General features: G+C 49.6%; 16 protein-coding genes. 2 read left to right on the plus strand and 14 right to left on the minus strand.

Features of this window, described 5'->3' with window-relative positions:
• Positions 1-2: 2 nt before the first annotated feature.
• The 4 genes from GON22_RS20375 to GON22_RS20390 all read right to left on the minus strand — a co-directional run bounded on the left by GON22_RS20375 (position 3) and on the right by GON22_RS20390 (position 3,503).
• Complete coding sequence (locus tag GON22_RS20375; RefSeq protein ID WP_160397959.1) at positions 3-308, minus strand: urease subunit gamma; 306 nt, start codon at positions 306-308, stop codon at positions 3-5.
• A 294-nt stretch (positions 309-602) separates the two neighbouring features.
• Positions 603-1,580 (minus strand): D-alanyl-D-alanine carboxypeptidase family protein, encoded by a 978-nt coding sequence (locus GON22_RS20380; RefSeq protein WP_160397960.1) that lies wholly within the window; start codon positions 1,578-1,580, stop codon positions 603-605.
• Positions 1,581-1,702: 122 nt separating this feature from the next.
• A complete protein-coding gene (locus GON22_RS20385; protein ID WP_160397961.1) occupies positions 1,703-2,809 on the minus strand; it encodes a sensor histidine kinase in 1,107 nt (368 codons plus the stop codon).
• Positions 2,802-3,503, minus strand: a complete 702-nt coding sequence (locus GON22_RS20390) for a response regulator (protein WP_160397962.1) — start codon at positions 3,501-3,503, stop codon at positions 2,802-2,804. The genes GON22_RS20385 and GON22_RS20390 overlap by 8 nt, the downstream gene beginning before the upstream one ends.
• A gap of 244 nt (positions 3,504-3,747) precedes the next feature.
• Between GON22_RS20390 and ilvD the strand changes: the two genes are divergently transcribed.
• Entirely contained in the window at positions 3,748-5,439 is a 1,692-nt protein-coding gene (ilvD, locus tag GON22_RS20395; protein WP_160397963.1) for a dihydroxy-acid dehydratase, read from the plus strand.
• 184 nt (positions 5,440-5,623) lie between these two features.
• Here ilvD and GON22_RS20400 read toward each other — a convergent pair whose 3' ends face one another.
• The gene (locus GON22_RS20400) at positions 5,624-7,054 is read right to left on the minus strand and encodes a polysaccharide deacetylase family protein (protein WP_160397964.1); all 1,431 of its coding nucleotides are present in this window, start codon (positions 7,052-7,054) and stop codon (positions 5,624-5,626) included.
• 224 nt (positions 7,055-7,278) lie between these two features.
• On the opposite strand from GON22_RS20400, the gene ytvI reads away from it, so the two are divergent.
• On the plus strand, positions 7,279-8,397 hold the full coding sequence (gene ytvI / locus GON22_RS20405) for a sporulation integral membrane protein YtvI (RefSeq protein ID WP_160397965.1): 1,119 nt from the start codon (positions 7,279-7,281) through the stop codon (positions 8,395-8,397).
• Positions 8,398-8,685: 288 nt separating this feature from the next.
• On the opposite strand, the gene GON22_RS20410 is transcribed toward ytvI, so the two are convergent.
• From GON22_RS20410 to GON22_RS20450, 9 genes are all read right to left on the minus strand, one after another.
• Positions 8,686-10,485 (minus strand): peptidoglycan D,D-transpeptidase FtsI family protein, encoded by a 1,800-nt coding sequence (locus GON22_RS20410; protein WP_336604339.1) that lies wholly within the window; start codon positions 10,483-10,485, stop codon positions 8,686-8,688.
• 169 nt (positions 10,486-10,654) lie between these two features.
• Positions 10,655-12,811: a methyl-accepting chemotaxis protein gene (locus GON22_RS20415; RefSeq protein ID WP_160397966.1), complete on the minus strand. Its 2,157-nt coding sequence runs from the start codon at positions 12,809-12,811 to the stop codon at positions 10,655-10,657.
• Positions 12,812-13,102: 291 nt separating this feature from the next.
• On the minus strand, positions 13,103-14,341 hold the full coding sequence (locus GON22_RS20420; RefSeq protein ID WP_160397982.1) for a peptidase U32 family protein: 1,239 nt from the start codon (positions 14,339-14,341) through the stop codon (positions 13,103-13,105).
• A 36-nt stretch (positions 14,342-14,377) separates the two neighbouring features.
• Positions 14,378-15,319, minus strand: a complete 942-nt coding sequence (locus GON22_RS20425; RefSeq protein ID WP_160397967.1) for a U32 family peptidase — start codon at positions 15,317-15,319, stop codon at positions 14,378-14,380.
• A gap of 127 nt (positions 15,320-15,446) precedes the next feature.
• Positions 15,447-16,574, minus strand: coding sequence for an endolytic transglycosylase MltG (mltG, locus tag GON22_RS20430; protein ID WP_237179267.1), 1,128 nt, complete (start codon positions 16,572-16,574; stop codon positions 15,447-15,449).
• Positions 16,575-16,671: 97 nt separating this feature from the next.
• Entirely contained in the window at positions 16,672-16,977 is a 306-nt protein-coding gene (locus tag GON22_RS20435; protein ID WP_233516791.1) for a DUF1292 domain-containing protein, read from the minus strand.
• Positions 16,978-17,029: 52 nt separating this feature from the next.
• On the minus strand, positions 17,030-17,332 hold the full coding sequence (locus GON22_RS20440; RefSeq protein WP_006039884.1) for a DUF1292 domain-containing protein: 303 nt from the start codon (positions 17,330-17,332) through the stop codon (positions 17,030-17,032).
• A 9-nt stretch (positions 17,333-17,341) separates the two neighbouring features.
• Complete coding sequence (gene ruvX, locus GON22_RS20445) at positions 17,342-17,758, minus strand: Holliday junction resolvase RuvX (protein WP_160397969.1); 417 nt, start codon at positions 17,756-17,758, stop codon at positions 17,342-17,344.
• A gap of 23 nt (positions 17,759-17,781) precedes the next feature.
• Positions 17,782-18,042: an IreB family regulatory phosphoprotein gene (locus tag GON22_RS20450; protein WP_006039882.1), complete on the minus strand. Its 261-nt coding sequence runs from the start codon at positions 18,040-18,042 to the stop codon at positions 17,782-17,784.
• Positions 18,043-18,073: the final 31 nt, after the last annotated feature.

Here is an 18,073-nt window from a genome sequence, read left to right on the forward strand (position 1 = left end):
TCTCACTCTCCTATTGGATGATGGATCGTCACTAGCTTCGTCCCGTCAGGAAACGTCGCTTCGACCTGCACTTCGTGAATCATTGCAGGCACGCCTTCCATCACCTGATCACTCTTCAAAATCGTCGTGCCATACGCCATCAGCGCAGCTACAGTCATCCCATCGCGCGCGCCTTCCATAATTTCCGATGTTAGGAGAGCAATGCTTTCTGGATAATTAAGCTTTACGCCCCGCTGCATACGCCTTCTGGCCAGATCAGCCGCGACCGTAATTAACAGCTTTTCTTTCTCGCGTTCTGTCAGTTGCATGCATGACACCTCATTCGTGTGAAGGATTCGACTCCCAACCCGCTTGATGCGGTACAATCTATCCATATTATAGTAGGCTACGAAAGAGGTGTAAACTATTTTATGTTAGGTTATATTACATTGATGTGTCATTTTAATTAAATCGGTTTACGAACCATCTTTTTTAATCACATATACCTAACACAAAATTCTTGAACTAGCCTCATTTTCCGAACAAAAGAAAAGAAACTACCCTTATCCCCCTGGACAAGAATAGCTTCTTCCTCTCTTCATCTAAGTTTGCCGCTGCGGCCATTAAACCGAACGTGAAGGCACAAACGCCAGGAACAATCGGGAAATCCCAGCAGCCAGCTTGTTGCCCGCTCCCTTCTTCTCCCCGAAGCCAAGATCATACAGCCGCTCCGTCTCGATGAACCGCCCATCGGCTGAATCTGCGCCCATAACGACGGCAATCAAACGTGTCCCGCCTCTTGCAGTCGTACCCGTAAAGCAGTATCCCGCACGTTCCGTATAACCCGTCTTAAGCCCATCGCTTCCCGGGTAAGCGAAACGTTCCCCCGGCAGCATTAAGTTCGTCGTCCGCAATTTAGCATCATCTGCTATGTTTCGGTTCGAGCCGACGGCCGCTCTTGACGTAATGGCCAGCACTTCAGGATACGAGCGAATCATATGCCTTGCCAACAATGCGACATCCCGCGCAGTCATGGCTGTTTCGCCTTCTGCTGCCGACGATTCGCCATAGCCCATCAAGTCACTGCTGCTCAAACCAGTCGCATTGGCGAATTTCGTGCTCTCCGAGAGCCCGATTGCTTTCGCTTTTTCATTCATCAGCGCAACGAACTGGCGCTCGCTTCCCCCGATCCGCTCGGCGAGCGCGACCGCAGCATCATTCGCCGAATGAACAGCCATCGATTCGAAGAGCTCTTTCACAGTGCGGTGCTCTCCGCCCCTCAGGCCCGCACCTGCTCCCGGCACGCCTGCCGCATAAGCGCTAACTGTCACTTGATCCTTCCATCCAAGCTTGCCTGCACGCACCGTTTCGAGCACGATGAGCTCTGTCATTAGCTTGGACATGCTAGCCGGCGGCAGCGCCTTATTCGCCCCTTGCGCGAAAATCGTCTGTCCCGTATTGGCATCGATCAAGATTGCAGACTTCGCTTCAATATGTGGCGCATCCCCTTTGCCAAATAGCCAGCCAGATGCGGAACCCGTTGATTGGATATAAATTAGCAACGCTGCAACAGCAACGACAACAAGCAACATTCGTTTCATGAAGCCAACCTCCGTACATTAAGAATGGATATTCCCATTGTACGAAAGCCAATTTAACGAAACCGAAACCGTTCCATAACCCTTTCATAAGAAAACCTTAAAATTGGTTTATATTTGCCGCCCTATGTTTCTAAATCAGGGAGGTGCATCGGCAATCGCAGCACGAACGCTGTCCGATACGAGTCGCTAAGCACGGCGATCGTGCCATTATGGCGCTCCACAATGCTCTTGGCAATTGCAAGCCCTAAACCAGAGCCTCGCGTGCCCGCTTCTTCCGTACGCGATTTATCCACACGATAGAAACGGTCGAATATATGCGGCAAATCCACCGATGGAATCGGCTCGCCATAATTCATCACTTCTACGACCGCGTGCCCATCCTCGGCATGAACGTTAACGTCGAGCCTTTTGCCATCCTTGCCATAGGCAATGGCATTCGCGAACAAATTTTCGAATACGCGAACAAGCTTATCCGCGTCCGCGAACATCGGCACCGTTGTCTCTGCGGCCTGCATCGTCCCCTCCAGTCCAGCATCTGATAGCGCTACCCGATACTGAACCAGCAGCTGTTTCAACAGCTCAATAAGATCAAACTCAGTACGTTTAAGCGGGATCGCATCATGCCGCATCCTCGTATATTCGAACAAATCCTCGATCAGCACGCCTAAACGCTTGGACTTGTCATGCGCGATTTGCACATAGTAGCGCAGTTCGATCTCATCGCGATAGCGGTCTTGCTCAATTAAGCCAAGATAGCCGATAATCGACGTCAGCGGCGTACGAAGGTCATGCGAAACGTTCGTTATCAGCTCATTTTTCGCCTGTTCGGAACGGCGCTGGTCGTCTAGCGTTTCCGACATGCGCGACACAATTTGATTCGTAACTTCTGCAAGCTCGGTTAATTCATTCCCTTGCCGAACAGGAATCCGGTGATTAAAGTTTCCTTCGGAAATGTCCTGAACGGAACGAATAATGCGTGCCAAATACCGATATTGCCGAATTTGCAGCAGAATCAAATAAAACAAAAACATCGCGATCAACAAGCTCGGAATAAACATCTCATCGAGCCCAATCGCCAGATCGGCTGTCGCTCGGTACATTTTCGGAAACTGGACCAAGAGCTGCAGCCCAACCGAGATCAGCAGAAAATACGTGATAAAGGACAAAGCCATCGCAAAAAACAGATGCCAGATAAGCCGCAGTGACATTCGAAGAACAATATTATGCATCGATCTTATATCCGACTCCCCATACTGTTATGATCAGTTTATCGCCAGTCTCCTGCTCCAGCTTGTCACGCAGCTTGCTAATATGGACCATTACCGTGTTGTTCGATTCAAAATATTTTTCCCGCCACACATGCTGGAAAATCTCTTCCGCACTAAATACGCGGCCCGGCTGGCTAGCGAGCAAATATAGAATGCCGAACTCTGTTGAAGTCAAATGAAGCAAACGCCCATCTGCCTCCGCTTTATGCGTGGTCCGGTCTATTCTTAGCCCACCAATAAACAAGCTGCCATCGTCCTCAGCCTTGGCAGGCTTGCTGTATTGGTACGAGCGCCGCAATAGTGATTTGACCCGAACTGCAAGCTCAAGCGGGTTAAACGGCTTCGTCATATAATCATCAGCGCCAGTCATCAGGCCCATGATTTTGTCCATGTCCTCCGCCTTCGCGCTTAACATAAGAATCGGCACAGTCTGGACTGACTCGTCCCTCCGCAGGCGGCGGCACAGCTCCAGCCCGTCCATTCTTGGCATCATCACATCAAGCACGATGAGATCAAACGGCTGCGCCTCAAACATCCGAAGCGCCTCCTCCCCGTCACCGGCAATCGCAGTCGAATACCCTTCATTGCGCAAGTATATGTCGACGAGCTCCGCGATCTGGCGGTCATCATCGACAATTAATATCGTTCGCGTCACAAGCGTTCCCCCGTTTTTTGTCGTTCATTTATATGATTTAACTATACACGATGGCAACACGCTTTGTCTTACAGCGGCGAGCACCTTAACAAGGTTTAAGCGTTTCTTAACATCTCGTTAAGATTCGGTGTCCGGCAGGGCGATTATGCCATTGATGGAGGCAATCCTCCCTACGTTCCGGTAGTCACTTTTCGCCCATTGTGGTACACTAATAGCTATGGACAAACTCATGGGAGGGACTTCAATGTCGGCCAAAAACAAAAAAATGCGCTCCGATATGATCAAAAAAGGATTTGACCGGGCGCCTCACCGCAGCTTGCTTCGTGCAGCTGGCGTAAAAGAAGAAGATTTCGGCAAACCGTTCATCGCGGTTTGTAACTCGTATATCGACATCGTTCCTGGACATGTGCACTTGCAGGAATTCGGCAAAATCGTAAAAGAAGCAATCCGCGAAGCTGGCGGCGTTCCATTCGAGTTCAACACGATTGGCGTCGACGACGGCATTGCAATGGGTCACGTTGGCATGCGTTACTCGCTGGCAAGCCGTGAAATTATTGCTGACTCCGTAGAAACGGTAGTTAATGCGCACTGGTTCGACGGCATGGTCTGTATCCCGAACTGTGACAAAATTACGCCAGGCATGATGATGGGCGCGCTTCGCGTAAACATCCCTACCCTGTTCGTAAGTGGCGGCCCAATGAAAGCTGGCAAAACAGCTGATGGCCGCTCGATCTCGCTCTCCAATGTATTCGAAGGCGTTGGTGCATTCCAAGCCGGCAAAATCGATGAGAAAAGCTTGACGGAGCTGGAGCAATACGGCTGTCCGACATGCGGCTCATGCTCCGGCATGTTCACGGCTAACTCCATGAACTGTCTGGCTGAAGGCCTCGGCCTTGCCCTTCCAGGCAACGGTACGATTCTTGCTGTAGCGCCAGAGCGCAGAGAATTCGTCAAACGTTCCGCTACACAGCTGATGGAACTCATCAAGCTCGACATCAAGCCACGTGACATCGTCACGAAAGAAGCGATCGACAATGCTTTCGCATTGGATATGGCGATGGGCGGTTCGACCAATACCGTTCTTCATACGCTGGCACTGGCACAAGAAGCTGGCATTGAATACCCAATTGCCCGCATTAACGAAATCGCAGACCGCGTGCCGCATTTGGCCAAAATCGCTCCTGCATCCGACTGGCATATCGAAGATGTTCATAACGCAGGCGGCGTAAGCGCTGTGCTGAATGAGCTATTCAAAAAACCAGGCGCACTGCATGGCGATAACATTACCGTAACAGGCAAAACGTTGCGTGAAAATGTAGCTGGCTGCGAAATTCTCGATACGGAAGTCATCCACACAATCGATAACCCGCATACCGAACGCGGCGGATTGGCTGTCCTCTTCGGCAATATCGCCCCTGAAGGCGCGATTATTAAAGTAGGCGCGGTCGACAAATCGGTTGGCGGCTATCACAAAGGCCCTGCAATCTGCTTCGATTCGCAAGACGAAGCATTGGCAGGCATCGCTAATGGCCAGATTAAAGAAGGCCATGTTGTCGTTATTCGTTATGAAGGCCCTAAAGGCGGACCTGGCATGCCAGAGATGCTCGCGCCAACATCGCAAATCGTCGGCATGGGACTCGGCGCTAAAGTCGGCTTGCTTACGGACGGCCGCTTCTCCGGCGCATCGCGCGGCATCAGCATCGGTCACATCTCGCCAGAGGCTGCTGAAGGCGGTCCGCTCGCATTCGTGCGCGACGGCGAAACGATTGAGCTGGACCTGAACAACCGTACGATGAACCTGCTCATCGATGATGAAGAGCTCGCTAAACGAATGGCAGAGTGGACGGAATTCGAGCCGAAGATCAAAACAGGCTTCCTCGCCCGTTATTCCAAACTCGTTACAAACGCCAGCATGGGCGCTGTTCTCAAAATATAATTAAATGTAATGGCAATAAGACCCGCCTCACGATGGCGGGTCTTTATTTTTGTAAGAGTTATCTTTCCCCCTCCCATTCAAGCATATGCTTCCAGCATCCTCTACTTAATAAACATAAAAAAAACCGCTATAGCCTGCTGAACAGGCTGTAGCGGTTTTTGCGATTATTTCAACCAGGCAAGGATTACCCACCCGGGCGATCCATTACCGCACCTTCTAACTCCAAATCCATTTGTTCAGCATTTTGCAGGCTGCGTGCAACATCACGTTTACGAGCTGCTTGCTTGCTCTCATTGTCATGTATGGTGACAGCATTCGCCGGATGCGCAAGCTTCAACAAATCTGGAATGGAAAAGGTTATTGCACGAGGGATAATTTCGCTCGTTAATTTGTCGCTTTTTTTGCTCTTGTTGCTCTTATGAGAAGGCGTTAATACGCGCATCAAGAATCGCAGGTATATTTTGGACATTCTCACGAAAAGCCCTTTAGGCAAGTCATGAATATGGAATCCTAGCCGATCCGCGCCTCGTGTAATCATTGTCACGCCATAGACCGCTTTCGCCGCTTTTGCCACAGGATCCTTCGCTAATACGGAAGCGAAGTGAGGCAGTTCCTTCTCCACTGCACGTACTAGCCGAATGGCAGAAGCGATCGGTGAAGTTGATTTGTGCGCGATCTTCATAAGCAGCTTGTTGTCAAAATGCAGTTCTACGATTGGGTCACCATTGCGAAGCGGCTCCTGGCCTTCTCCAATATGCAGTTCGCCGCCGTGATACTTGGCCATTCGATAATGGAATGTTGGCGCTGGCAAGCCGACTGGAATGGTCCGAAAGGCTGCATGGAATAGCGTTTCCCAGCCCAGCCATAACCGAATCATAAGCCGCTTCATGCGGCTTGGCACTAGCGATTTGCTCTTCTCCGTCAACGCTATCATCTCATCAATCGCAACGAACCGGAATCCTCTTCGCGTCCCTTCTGCTACATAAGCCTCAAGCGCCTTGATCATATTCTCAGGAGCGCGTTCATCTGCGCCTGGCGTCATGCCGCAGTCATGCAGCAAAATAACTTCTCCTGCTTTAAGTTTCTTCATGAGCCGCTGCTCAAGCCGTTTGGCGCCGAGCTTGTAACGCCAATCCCCGAATAAGGATGACCATAAGATAATGTGCAAATTGCCGAGCGAATAATCGAACATGTTGACGATGCCCCATGGCGGCCGATAAAAAATAGCACGTGAGCCGGTTGCCTTCTTGATGACTTCTTCTGTCTTATGGATGTGGCGTTTGACCGTTTTCGGCCGCATCAGCCAGTTCGTTTTGTGCTCGTAATTATGAATGCCAATAACATGGCCTTCATCAACCATTCGTTTCAGCAGTTCTGGATGCCTCTCTGCATGCGCGCCTACGACGAAGAAGGTAGCCTTAGCCCCATATCGCTTCAGTAAATCAAGCAACAGCGGGGTATACCTCGGATCCGGCCCATCATCGAATGTTAAAGCAATCTCTCGCTCGACCCGGCCGCGTTTGAAAGCACGAAAACCGAAGGTTCGGCTAATTAAACCCGGCAGAAAGGCGTAGAACGAAAAGACATAAAAGATTAGCATGAATAAATTTTGCATCGATTGTCCCACCAGATTTCTATATCTATTTCCGCCGTTAACCGGCGGTGTTACCCATCGAAAGCACTCCCTTAATTGTAACATACGTTCAACAAAAATAGGCACCATTTTCCGAACTGTAGTACAATGGAATTGGTGGAATTGGACAACATATGCATGTTATGTATGCCTATGCTTCCACTTTTTCGATCATCACTCATTTTTGTTAAAGGAGCTGCACCAACTTGATTATTTTCTATAAAAAATATTGGCGAACCGCGTTCGACATTGCACTGATTGCGCTCACGGTCTACCTCATCATGTTTGCATTCAGCCATTTGTACAAAATAGCAACGCCTGTGTTTTTATCTTTCTTCATCTACATGTTTATCGAACCGCCGGCGCGATGGATGAACAAGCTCGGAATCAAGAAATCGATCGCTTCCGCCATTAGCGTGCTTTTATTCACCCTTGTTATTCTAAGCGTGTTTCTAGGAACAGGCTACATTATTGCAGACCAAGCGAATGGGCTTATCCAGAAGCTTCCTGAGTACCAACAAATTATGAAGGACCAGGTCGCGCTTCATTCCGATTGGATCGCTGCGAAGATGGATACACTCCCTCCCGACTTATTAGGGCAATTCGACAAAGTCGTCGATTATGTCACGTCGAAGGGCCAGCATCTGGCGACGCAATTTTTACTGACGATTTCCAGCTATCTGACAAGCTTCTCTGCTTTTATTTTCAACTTTGCGATCGGGATTATCCTTGCTTACTTCCTGAGCGTCGAGATCAAAGATTGGAAGCGGACAGCCGCTGAGAAAACGCCTAACACGTTCAAGAAAGCTTTCTCCTTCCTGCGGGATAACGTGTTCAAAGGAATCGGCGCTTATCTCAAGTCGCAATTAAAGCTGATTTCGATTACGTTTATCGTCATCTTCATCTCTTTGCTGCTGCTCGGCGTCGATAACGCATTTACGATCTCCGTCGTTTCTGCCATATTCGATGTACTGCCTCTGCTCGGCGTTGGCACTGTATTCGTGCCGTGGATCATCTACTTATTCATCGTCGGCAAGACGACGTTAGCCATCTGGGTATCTGTGCTATTCTTAACGGTTGTGCTTGCGCGCCAAATTCTCGAACCAAAAATTACTGGAGACACACTTGGGGTTTCAGCGTTCACGATGCTTGCTTTCATGATCGTGTCGCTTTCCTTGTTCGGCATTGCGGGCGTCATTTTGTCCCCGATTCTGATCATCCTCATCAAAGCACTGTACGATCAAGGATACTTCCATCGCTGGATTCGGCTCCCGCAGGGCGAGTATGAAAAACAGCCTGCCGCGCCTGTAGCGGAACAAGATTAAACTCGAATTGCTAACCGAACTAGACAAAAAGGGTGTCTCAAAGCAGTTTTGCTTTGGACACCTTTTGTCTAACGGACTTCAGAGCCGTTATAAGCCTCCAAAAGTACCCGTTGCTAATTGTAACGGACACCACAGCCGTTATTTAGCTATTTTACAGCCAATTGATGACGCTATTGGCATAATAGCAGCTGCTCGGTCCGTTAGAACATAAATGCGCCTAATTATGTTCAAATAAGGGCTGCTCGGTCCGTTACAATTTCCATCATCGTACTTGATCTTCAACCGCCCCTACTTAGCGCCAAGCCCCTTGTCGTGCTGCGCCACAATATCCAGAATGCCACGGAATAGCTGAGTCGCTTGATTCGGGCTATTCGGCAAGCGATTCTCCGCAAGTACCGCTACCGCATACCGGGGCCTCTTCGTTGGGCCGTAACCGATAAACCACTGATTCACCAGGCTCTTGCCAGAGCGAATAACTTCCGCTGTGCCAGATTTGCCCGCAAGCTGCCATATCCCGCCTCGAATCGTGTATCCGGTGCCTTCCGCAACCACATCCTCCATTCCTTTTCTCAATTCATCTGCAGTTGCAGGCGAGATTCTCCCCTTGGGCTCAGGCGCCCGTTGGATTGGAAATGAAACGAAACGTTGGCCATTCGCATATCGAATTTCTTTCACTAGACGAGGCTGAAAAGCTTTGCCATCGTTAACGATTGTCACAACCATATTGGCTGCCTGAAGGGGAGAAAGCTTAACATCCCGTTGCCCGATGCCGGTTTGTGCCAACAGCCCGCCATCATCAGCTACTGGCGTTGTCGCGAACAGCATGCCGGATTCCTCCTCCATAAGTAGCCGAAGGGGTCCCATAATCGGACCGATTGGCTTCTCCGAATGCCAGCCTGCCTGATGGCCGATTCCGAGCCGGTAGGCTGTAGCAGACAATTGTTTCGCATGAAGCCTTTCTGCAATCGTAGCAAAAACAATGTTGCACGAGTGCGCGAGGCCTTCCCTCAGCGTCAAATCGCCATGCCCGCCGTGTTTCCAATCCGACAGGCCATACTTGCCATATTCGCCTGTGCAGTGAAAAGATTCATCCGGCGAGGTAACGCCAGCCTCTAATGCAGCCGCTTCGGTTACTAGCTTGAATATTGAGCCGGGCTCAGTTGCCCGAATGGCGTGGTTCGCAGCATCGGTTCCTTGAAGGCCAATCCGCTCCGGGTTTAAGGCAGGGCGCGAGGCTATTGCTGCAATATCGCCCGTTGCTGTATCCAGCACAACGACAGCTCCCTCTTTCAACCCTTGAAAATCGATGTAGTGATCAATCTGCTCCTGCAGCTGAAGATCCAGCGTTGTGACGACAGTCAGTGGATATAGCCGGTTAACGGGCGACACTACCCGCAGGCCAAGCCCCCGAAGCGGTTGCCCAGCAGCATCCAAATAATACGATGCCATCGTTTCCCGCCCGCCTCTTAGCAGCCGATCAAGCGACCGTTCAAGCCCTGATGCGCCAATGACTGCGTCAAGCTTCATCAGCCCAGTTGCATATTCATGCCCGTACTCGGCTCGCACACGTTCAGGATGCTGGCTCACATATCCGATTGATTGCGAAGCTGAATAAGGCATCAAGTACCGTAGCCGATAGGGCACTACACGTATGCCTTCGAGATGAATATTTGTTAACTCTTGCAACTCGCTAGCCGATAAGGCTATAGGCTCAAACGCCCCATCATCTGTCCAAAGAATCGGCTGCTTCACCCCCGATACCTTATCGTGCAATTCCTTCACATTCATATGCAGCAAAGAAGCCAGCCGTACAAGCTGCTCATGGGAACCTCTTTCTCCAGCATGCGGAAACAGGGCCAATGTTTGAATCGTCTTCCCCGTAATAGCCCTGCCGAATCGATCAACGAAATCGCCCCGCCCTGAGTCAATGATCAACGGTTGATCACGCTGTGCGACTGCCAACTGTGTAACCGATCGTTGCCCGCTAAGATTGTGATTGGGCCACAACGAGATTAGGCCCATTCGCCACTCCCATAATCCAAATATGACGGTAAACACGATAGCAACCTGAATCAATCTTGAACGCACTGCTGCTTATCTTCCTTTCATCAACAAACATAACTGCATGTACTACAAACCATTATTGACCAATGTAATTCAGGCAAAACAAAAAGCCCCCTGCTGCTATAAGAATGACAGCAGGGAGCTCGGATGAATATAGGATTGCGTAAAACATAAATCTCAGGTTGAAATCGATTTAACCGTTGCTCGATGTTGTAAATTTCGAAAGCGACTCTTTGAGCTTGTTCGAAACATCTTCAAGCCGGTTAGACAATCTAACAAGCCCTTCGCTAATGCTGAGCTGCTCCGTGCTAAGGGACGCAACCTCTTCAGACGTTGCTGACGACTGCTCCGCTACTGCGCTTACACTGCTCATTGCATCAGTCAGAACTGCTTGCGATTCATCGAGCTTGCCAATTGCTGCTGTAACAGAGCCCAAGCTCTCGCCAAACCGGCTCATATGGCCTTGGACAGCCAAGAAGATTTGGTTCGACTCTTTAACCGAAGACACTTGCTCTTGGAAGATTGGATAAGCTTCCGAAAGCACTTCTACCGTCTCATCAATCTCTTTCTGAATCGTCTCGGTGATTTGGCCAACGACATCAATGGATTGGCGAGATTGGTCTGCCAACTTGCGAATTTCATCGGCTACAACCATGAAGCCTTTACCGGCTGCACCTGCACGCGCCGCTTCAATCGTTGCGTTAAGGGACAAGATGTTCGTTTGCTTCGTGATGTTGTTCAATACGTCCAAAATTTTACGTATGGAAGACGTGGATTCCTTCAGTTTATCGACTTTGCTAACCATGTTGCGCGTCATTTCTTCTGTTTCGCCCGTCTTCTCAATCAGGCTGTTCATATGAATCGTGCCTTGCTCACTAGCTTGTTCGACAGCTGCTGCTGAAGATTCCATCGAGCTATTAGCACTCATAACCGTCTTCATTTGCGTGTTGATTGTAGCTGTCAAATCATTGCCGCGCTCTGCTTCCATCGCGAGGCTTGTTGCGCCTCCAGCAATTTCTTCTGTTGCAACGGAAATCTCTTTGGATGCAACAGCTGTTTTGCGGGATGCTTCCGTCAGCTCGCTAGCAGTATCCAGAACGTCCTTAGCGGACAGGTTCGTCTGGTCAACAAGCGACGTAATTTCCGTCATCATGCGGTTAAAGCTATCTGTCAATTGGCCGATCTCGTCGCTGCGCTTCAGATGGAGCCGAACGCTTAGATTGCCACGCTCGCCTTCATTCATCAAGTTACGGAGCTGGACGAGCGGACGGGCAAACATCCGAATGATCAAGTAGCTGATTACGATTGCCGCGACCGCTGCAATTGCCGTCACGATAAAGGTCATAACGAAAATTTTATTAGCATCCTTCACTAGCTCATTGACAGGCGTTTTGCCTACAATGCGCCAACCAGAATCGTTGAAGGACTCATACGCCGCAAGTACGGATTCGCCTGCATTATCATTCACTTCAACCGATCCCGATTTTGCTTCTTCGCCGCTATTCGGAATCACCGTATCGCTTGGCTTGCCATATTTGGATGCGGCATCTTCACCCTTATAGCTAATGTATTGGTTCTTCGCGTCTACGAGCGACACCGTGCTTCCATCGCCTAACGAGATGTTGCCCACTGTCTCTTCAATTGAAGCCAATTTAATTTCAAACACAATCGCAAACAAGGCTTCATTCGTAACGCTGTTTTTGAGCAAGCGCCCTACAGCAATCGTAGGCTCGTTAATATAGCCATTTAATCCTTTTGGCTGTGTTTCGATCCAGACAGCTTGGCCCGATGCATCGACCATCCCCTGATACCACGAGCTCTCGTGCGCTTTTTTGCTATCAAAGGCAGAGCTGCCCAACGCAAAATCCCCATCTGTCAGCGGAATAAGGTAACCATTCTGGATTGAGCCATTGCTGAGCACATACTTTTGGATCAAAGCATTCAGTTTCTGAGTCGCTTGCAGTGCTTCATACTGCGCTACCGACTTATCCTGAATGATCGCGAGCTGATCTTGAATCTCAGAATCAACCATGACTTGGAGCGTCAATCTTTCATAGTTTTCAAATAAAAGTTCAAGCTTTCCGCCTGCTTGTTGAATCGTTTGGAAGTTTGAATTCATTGCGTTCGTGCGTATGATGCTCTTCGAGGTGTTATACGCAAGCATCCCAACAACTAACACGCATACCAAAATACTAACAAAAATAAACAAAAACATTTTGGCGCCGACTGAACGGCTTGGATTAAACCAGCTAGCCTTGAATTTGTCCGTATTGAGCGTTTTAATCCCCGACGCCAATCGGATTTTTGTTTTTGTCTTTTTCTCTTTTGCTGCCTTCGTTTTCCCCGACATCGTTGACACCACCTGCTCTGAAATATGTAGGATGTAGAACAGTAACAATTACTACCAAAGTCCTATAACAAATCGTTTTACCTACACTTTATATATCGGTTAGTACCAGCATGATTGTAGGCTTAAAAATATGGAAACGCAACATTTTTTGAATAAACTTTTTAAAATAAGTGTCGAATTGTTCCTCCTCTACCAGAAAGAAGCTGAAAACTGTCGTCTGCGCTCCCTGATGGGTAGACGACATGTTATCAGCTTCCAAGTTTAAAAGTTTAAACTCTTAATATCAAAAATTTAGCGAATACGTTTGCGCATCATATCCATCGACCGCACAGGCTGTTCAACCGACAGGCAAATTTCTTGAAGCGGATGCCGCGCAGCATCGAGCACATTGCCTTCCTTGTCACGAAGCTCTCCGACAACCTGCTTGAAGAACACGCCCCCTGGCCCAATGAACTCAATTTCTTGCCCTGGTTTAAAATGGTTGCGCTGCTGTACCGTCGCAATGCCGGCAGCCTCATCGTAAGCAAGAACAATGCCAGCAAAATCATACGGTGCAGCTTTGTCTTCCGGCCCATAGATATGATCCTCTGCGCCAGGTGTATCTAAGAAGAAGCCCGTATTCAGCGGGCGGTTTGCCGCTTTATGGATTTCTTCGAGCCACTCAGGCTTCAGCACGTACCCATCTGGATCAGCAAAATAGGCGTCAATCGCTTGGCGGTAAGCATTCACGACGCTTGCAACGTAATGGATGCTCTTCATTCTGCCCTCGATTTTGAAGCTGTCGATCCCTACCTCGATAAGGGCTGGCAGATGTTCAATCATGCATAGATCCTTGGAGCCCATTGTAAATTGGTCGCCATTATCCTCGAACTGCTCGGCATCGATGAACAGGTCATATTTCCAACGGCAAGATTGGCAGCAGCCGCCTCGATTCGAATCGCGGTCCGTAAAGTGATTGGACAATACACACCGTCCGGAGTAAGAGGAGCACATTGCGCCATGAATGAACGCCTCGATTTCAATATCGACATGCGCCTTAATTTCCGCGATTTCTTCGAGGCTCGCCTCACGCGCCAGGACGACACGCGGCAGGCCTTCTTCCTTCCAGAACTGAACGGCTTGCCAGTTTAAGGTCGACTGCTGGGTACTTAGATGTACCTCAAGCTTAGGAGCTACGCGCAGCGCTGTTTCGACGATTACCGGATCAGCCGCGATAATCGCTGCTATTCCTGCGTTTTCAAGCCCCTTCAAATACGCTTCGAGCCCTTCGATATCCTCATTATGCGCATAGATGTTCGTCGCTACGAACACTTTGGCGCCATACCGGGCAGCGAACTCTACGCCCTCTCGCATTTCCTCGAAGCTAAAGTTGTCTGCATTGGAACGTAAACCGTATTTTTGCCCCCCAATATAGACAGCATCTGCGCCATAATGGACAGCAAACTTCAGCTTCTCTAAGTTGCCAGCAGGTGCAAGCAGTTCCGGCTTTTCCAACCGATAGCGCTTGCCTGTCAGCTTATGCCCTGTCATTGTTGCTGATTGGACAGACAATGGTACAACCTCCTATCAATACACTTGTTCTTTATAGTAAAATCCGTAGCTAAGCTCACGTTGGGGATCCTGTTTTGCCTGAATAGCGTCCAGCCATTCCTCTTGAAAACGATATTGCGAAGGAGCTGAGCAATAAGCATCGATAGCGGAGCGGTATGCACGGATGACCGCCTCATTGTAATCCACTGGCTTAAGCAGCCCTTCAATCTTGAAGCAATCGATGCCGGCTTCCATCAGTTCATGCAAATTTTCAAGCATACATAAGTCATCCGAACTCATGATATGTGTGCCATTCGCATCCTCATAGATGGGGAACCGCTCATCCGGTCGCTCCGCCTCCATGAGATAGATGTTTGCTTCCTGGCTCGCATCGCCCGCTGGAATTGGCTTGTCTTGATGCTCCATATAGCTCTGGACGAGGGAGCGCCTGGAGTGGTAAATGTTCGTCATGCCGTGCACTTGAACCTGCACCTCCAGCGCACACTTCTGCTTCATCTCAATAACCTGCTCCATATTTAGCTCCCGTGCCGCGACAACCCGCGTTGCGCCGCGGCGGCCCCAGAAGTTAGCTGTCTCATAATTCGTCGATGTCATCTCCGCGTTCCAATGCAGCTTCACCTGCGGCGCGTGCTGGCGAACAGCCATTAGCACGGCAGGATCGCCAAACGAAACGGCAGCCACGCCAGCATGCGCTAGCCCCGCTACATAAGCCGGGAGCGCCTCTAATGACGCATTATCCATCAAATTGTTCATCGCCGCATAGATTCGTACCGGGCGCTCATATTGATTCGCAATTTGGACAGCTTCCGCCATCTGATTAAGTTCAAATTCCCCCGCAAGTCTCGTACCGAATCGTGCATCGCCAACAATGACAGCATCAGCACCCGCTTCAATGAAACGCTTTAGCTCATCCAAATTCGCTGCCGTCACGAGCAACTCAGGCTTGTAGACCGTCACTTGTAATCATCCTTCCTAACAACCGCATGAAAAAAAGATAAGACGGAGGCGCATCCCCGGCTGCGCCGCGATGCCTTCCCCCGTCAATTCGCCTTGCGATGAGCGCTGCCAATAGGCAGTCCTCGCCTTATTGCTTGGCCGTTTCGTTGCTCAGCTCGATGTTGCGCAAATGCTGTTTGTACGTTTTAGCAAATAAGTGGGTATGCGATCCGTCTTTTTTCGTAACGTAATACACATAATCCGTCGTTTCAGGAGAAAGCGCAGCTTGAATCGACTTCAAGCTTGGGCTTGCGATTGGGCCAGGAGGCAGCCCCTTCGTTTTGTACGTATTATAAGGGCTGTCCACATCAAGATCCTTCTCCATTAGCCGTTCCTTCTGTTTATCGAGCAAATATTGCACCGTTGCATCAATCTGTAGAGGCATGTCCTGTTTCAAGCGATTATAGATGACGCCTGCCACAAGCCCACGCTCTTCATCTACGACCACTTCCCGTTCAACGAGTGAAGCAACCGTCAGCAATTGATGCAGCGTAATGCCTCTTGCAGCTAACGTTTCATCCAATTCCGGGATGCTGTCCAGCTTCCGGTCCATCTCGCTTAACATGCGGTGCACAACGTCTTCTGCCGTGGAGCCCTTTTTCACCTCGTAGGTTTCAGGGAACAAATACCCTTCTAGCCGATGAAGCTCAGACTTAGTTGCTGGGATCTGCAGTATAGCATCAACATCCTCCCACTTGCGGTCCGCATCGACGAGTTTCATTGTCTCCACTTGGCTGGCAATGCCTTTTTCATTCAACTCATCGGCGATTTGCTTCACCGTGAATCCTTCCGGAATCGTGAACTTGATCGTTTCGGCCTTGACCGTTTCACCTGCATTCAGCTTCGCAATAACCGCATCTAATTTCATACCCGGGGCCATATCGTAGCTGCCTGCCTGAAAATGAGTTCCCTCATCCTTCAGCTTCAAATAGTACTTAAATAAAAATGCGCTGCGAATGATGCCTTCATCCTCCAGCGACTCGGCGATCATAAACGGTGACATGCCGTTCTTCACTTCGATACGCTTAACATCGCCAGATGCCGTCGGGCGAAGCCCATTCCAGATATAGAGCGCGACGCTTCCTGTCCCTATGATCATAACGCCAAGCAATGAGAGAATTACCCACATCGTAATTCGGCTCTTCCTAGGGCCAGGCGATGGATAATCATTGTCTTCTTCATCCAAGTAAGATTGCGATTGCGGATATTGCGACAACTTATGCTCCTCCATTTCCACGAAAAAGGGCGGTGTTGGCCGCCCCAATCGTTTCAACTATAGTGTAATGGCGAAAAGGCGCTTCTAGCGTTGGCTCTTAGCTGTCATGCTCGTCAAAGCACAGCGTGTCATAAGCTTCTGCAGCCGTTTCCCACTCTTCGTCACTCTCGATGTTCTCAAGCTGCAGTTCTTCTCCGCCTACGACCAAACGCAGCATCTCGACTTCGCCCTCTTCACGCATCGCTTCGGACTGAAGCGCCGCGTAATAATGCTCGCCAAGCTGAAACTCGGACATGATCCGGTAAGCTGTTTCCGAGCCGTCGCCGCTCGTTAACTCAATAAATTTGCCGTATTTCTCTTTCAATTTCGTCCCGCGCTGCGGCGACATGCCGACCTCGTGCATACCGGCACCTTCCTTCCTTTTCCTACTGCGTTATCCGCAATTCTATTGGGCTTTAGTCATTATCGCTCTCATCAAGCTCGCCGAGCAGCGTATTAAACGTTTCCTCGACGATGCTCCACTCTTCCTCATCCTCGATCGTGTATAGCTTCAGGTCGTCGCCTTCTTCTTCATACCGAAACGCGTATACTTCATCTTCTTCTTCGTTGTCGGATTCCAGCGGCACAACCATCATGTACTTATGTTCCGAGCCATCTACTTCAAATTTCATGATGACCTCGAACTCTTCCTCGTTGCCTTCTTCGTCCGGAATATAAATAATTTCCGGTTCTTCAAATCCTTTTTCTTCTTTAGCCATAGCTCACCCTCACCTTTTCGCCTTAGAATCGAGATAGTTTTGCAAAATGAATGTCGCGGCCAACTTGTCCACGACCAGCTTTCGTTTCTTCCGGCTGACGTCCGCCTCCAGTAGCGTCCGCTCTGCAGCAACAGTCGTCAACCTTTCGTCCCAAAGGTGAACAGGTAAGTTTAGCTTTTGCTGGAGGTCCTCTGCAAATGCCATGCAAATTTCACCACGTGGCCCAACAGAGCCGTTCATGTTCTTCGGCAAACCGACAACGATCTCCGAGACCTCGTGATCCTTCACAAGCTGGGCAATCTCGTCAAACTCGCCGCCGTTACGCTTTTTCTGGACAACTCCTGTACCTTGAGCCGTCCAGCCGAAAGCATCACTAACTGCGACGCCAATATTACGGTCCCCGTAGTCTAAACCCATAATTCGCATACGTTTTTCGCCAGGCTCCCGTCTTATTTATGTCCGCTTAAGTAATACCGGACAAGCTCTTCAATCAGCTCGTCACGTTCTTTCTTCCGGATCAAGCTTCTTGCGTTGTTATGCCGCGGAATGTACGCAGGATCCCCAGATAGCAAATAGCCGACGATCTGGTTGATCGGGTTGTAATCCTTTTCCAGCAGCGCATCATGCACTTGGAGCAGAATGTCCTTCGCCGATGCTTCCAATCCTTCCGCCTTTACGTCGAATTTCATTGTGTTGTCCATGGAGCTCATCGCCAGCACCTCGCTTTGGAAACCGCTTAAT

It is taken from the genome of Paenibacillus sp. MMS18-CY102 (assembly GCF_009789195.1).
Lineage (GTDB): Bacteria > Bacillota > Bacilli > Paenibacillales > Paenibacillaceae > Paenibacillus_T.

Excerpts from the sequence above, each read along its gene's own strand:
- GON22_RS20375 (WP_160397959.1), bottom strand. The coding sequence starts at position 308 with ATGCAACTGACAGAACGCGAGAAAGAAAAGCTGTTAATTACGGTCGCG.
- GON22_RS20380 (WP_160397960.1), bottom strand. The coding sequence starts at position 1,580 with ATGAAACGAATGTTGCTTGTTGTCGTTGCTGTTGCAGCGTTGCTAATT.
- GON22_RS20385 (WP_160397961.1), bottom strand. The coding sequence starts at position 2,809 with ATGCATAATATTGTTCTTCGAATGTCACTGCGGCTTATCTGGCATCTG.
- ilvD (WP_160397963.1), top strand. The coding sequence starts at position 3,748 with ATGTCGGCCAAAAACAAAAAAATGCGCTCCGATATGATCAAAAAAGGA.
- GON22_RS20400 (WP_160397964.1), bottom strand. The coding sequence starts at position 7,054 with ATGCAAAATTTATTCATGCTAATCTTTTATGTCTTTTCGTTCTACGCC.
- GON22_RS20415 (WP_160397966.1), bottom strand. The coding sequence starts at position 12,811 with ATGTCGGGGAAAACGAAGGCAGCAAAAGAGAAAAAGACAAAAACAAAA.
- GON22_RS20420 (WP_160397982.1), bottom strand. The coding sequence starts at position 14,341 with ATGACAGGGCATAAGCTGACAGGCAAGCGCTATCGGTTGGAAAAGCCG.
- GON22_RS20435 (WP_233516791.1), bottom strand. The coding sequence starts at position 16,977 with ATGCACGAGGTCGGCATGTCGCCGCAGCGCGGGACGAAATTGAAAGAG.
- GON22_RS20440 (WP_006039884.1), bottom strand. The coding sequence starts at position 17,332 with ATGGCTAAAGAAGAAAAAGGATTTGAAGAACCGGAAATTATTTATATT.
- ruvX (WP_160397969.1), bottom strand. The coding sequence starts at position 17,758 with ATGCGAATTATGGGTTTAGACTACGGGGACCGTAATATTGGCGTCGCA.
- GON22_RS20450 (WP_006039882.1), bottom strand. The coding sequence starts at position 18,042 with ATGAGCTCCATGGACAACACAATGAAATTCGACGTAAAGGCGGAAGGA.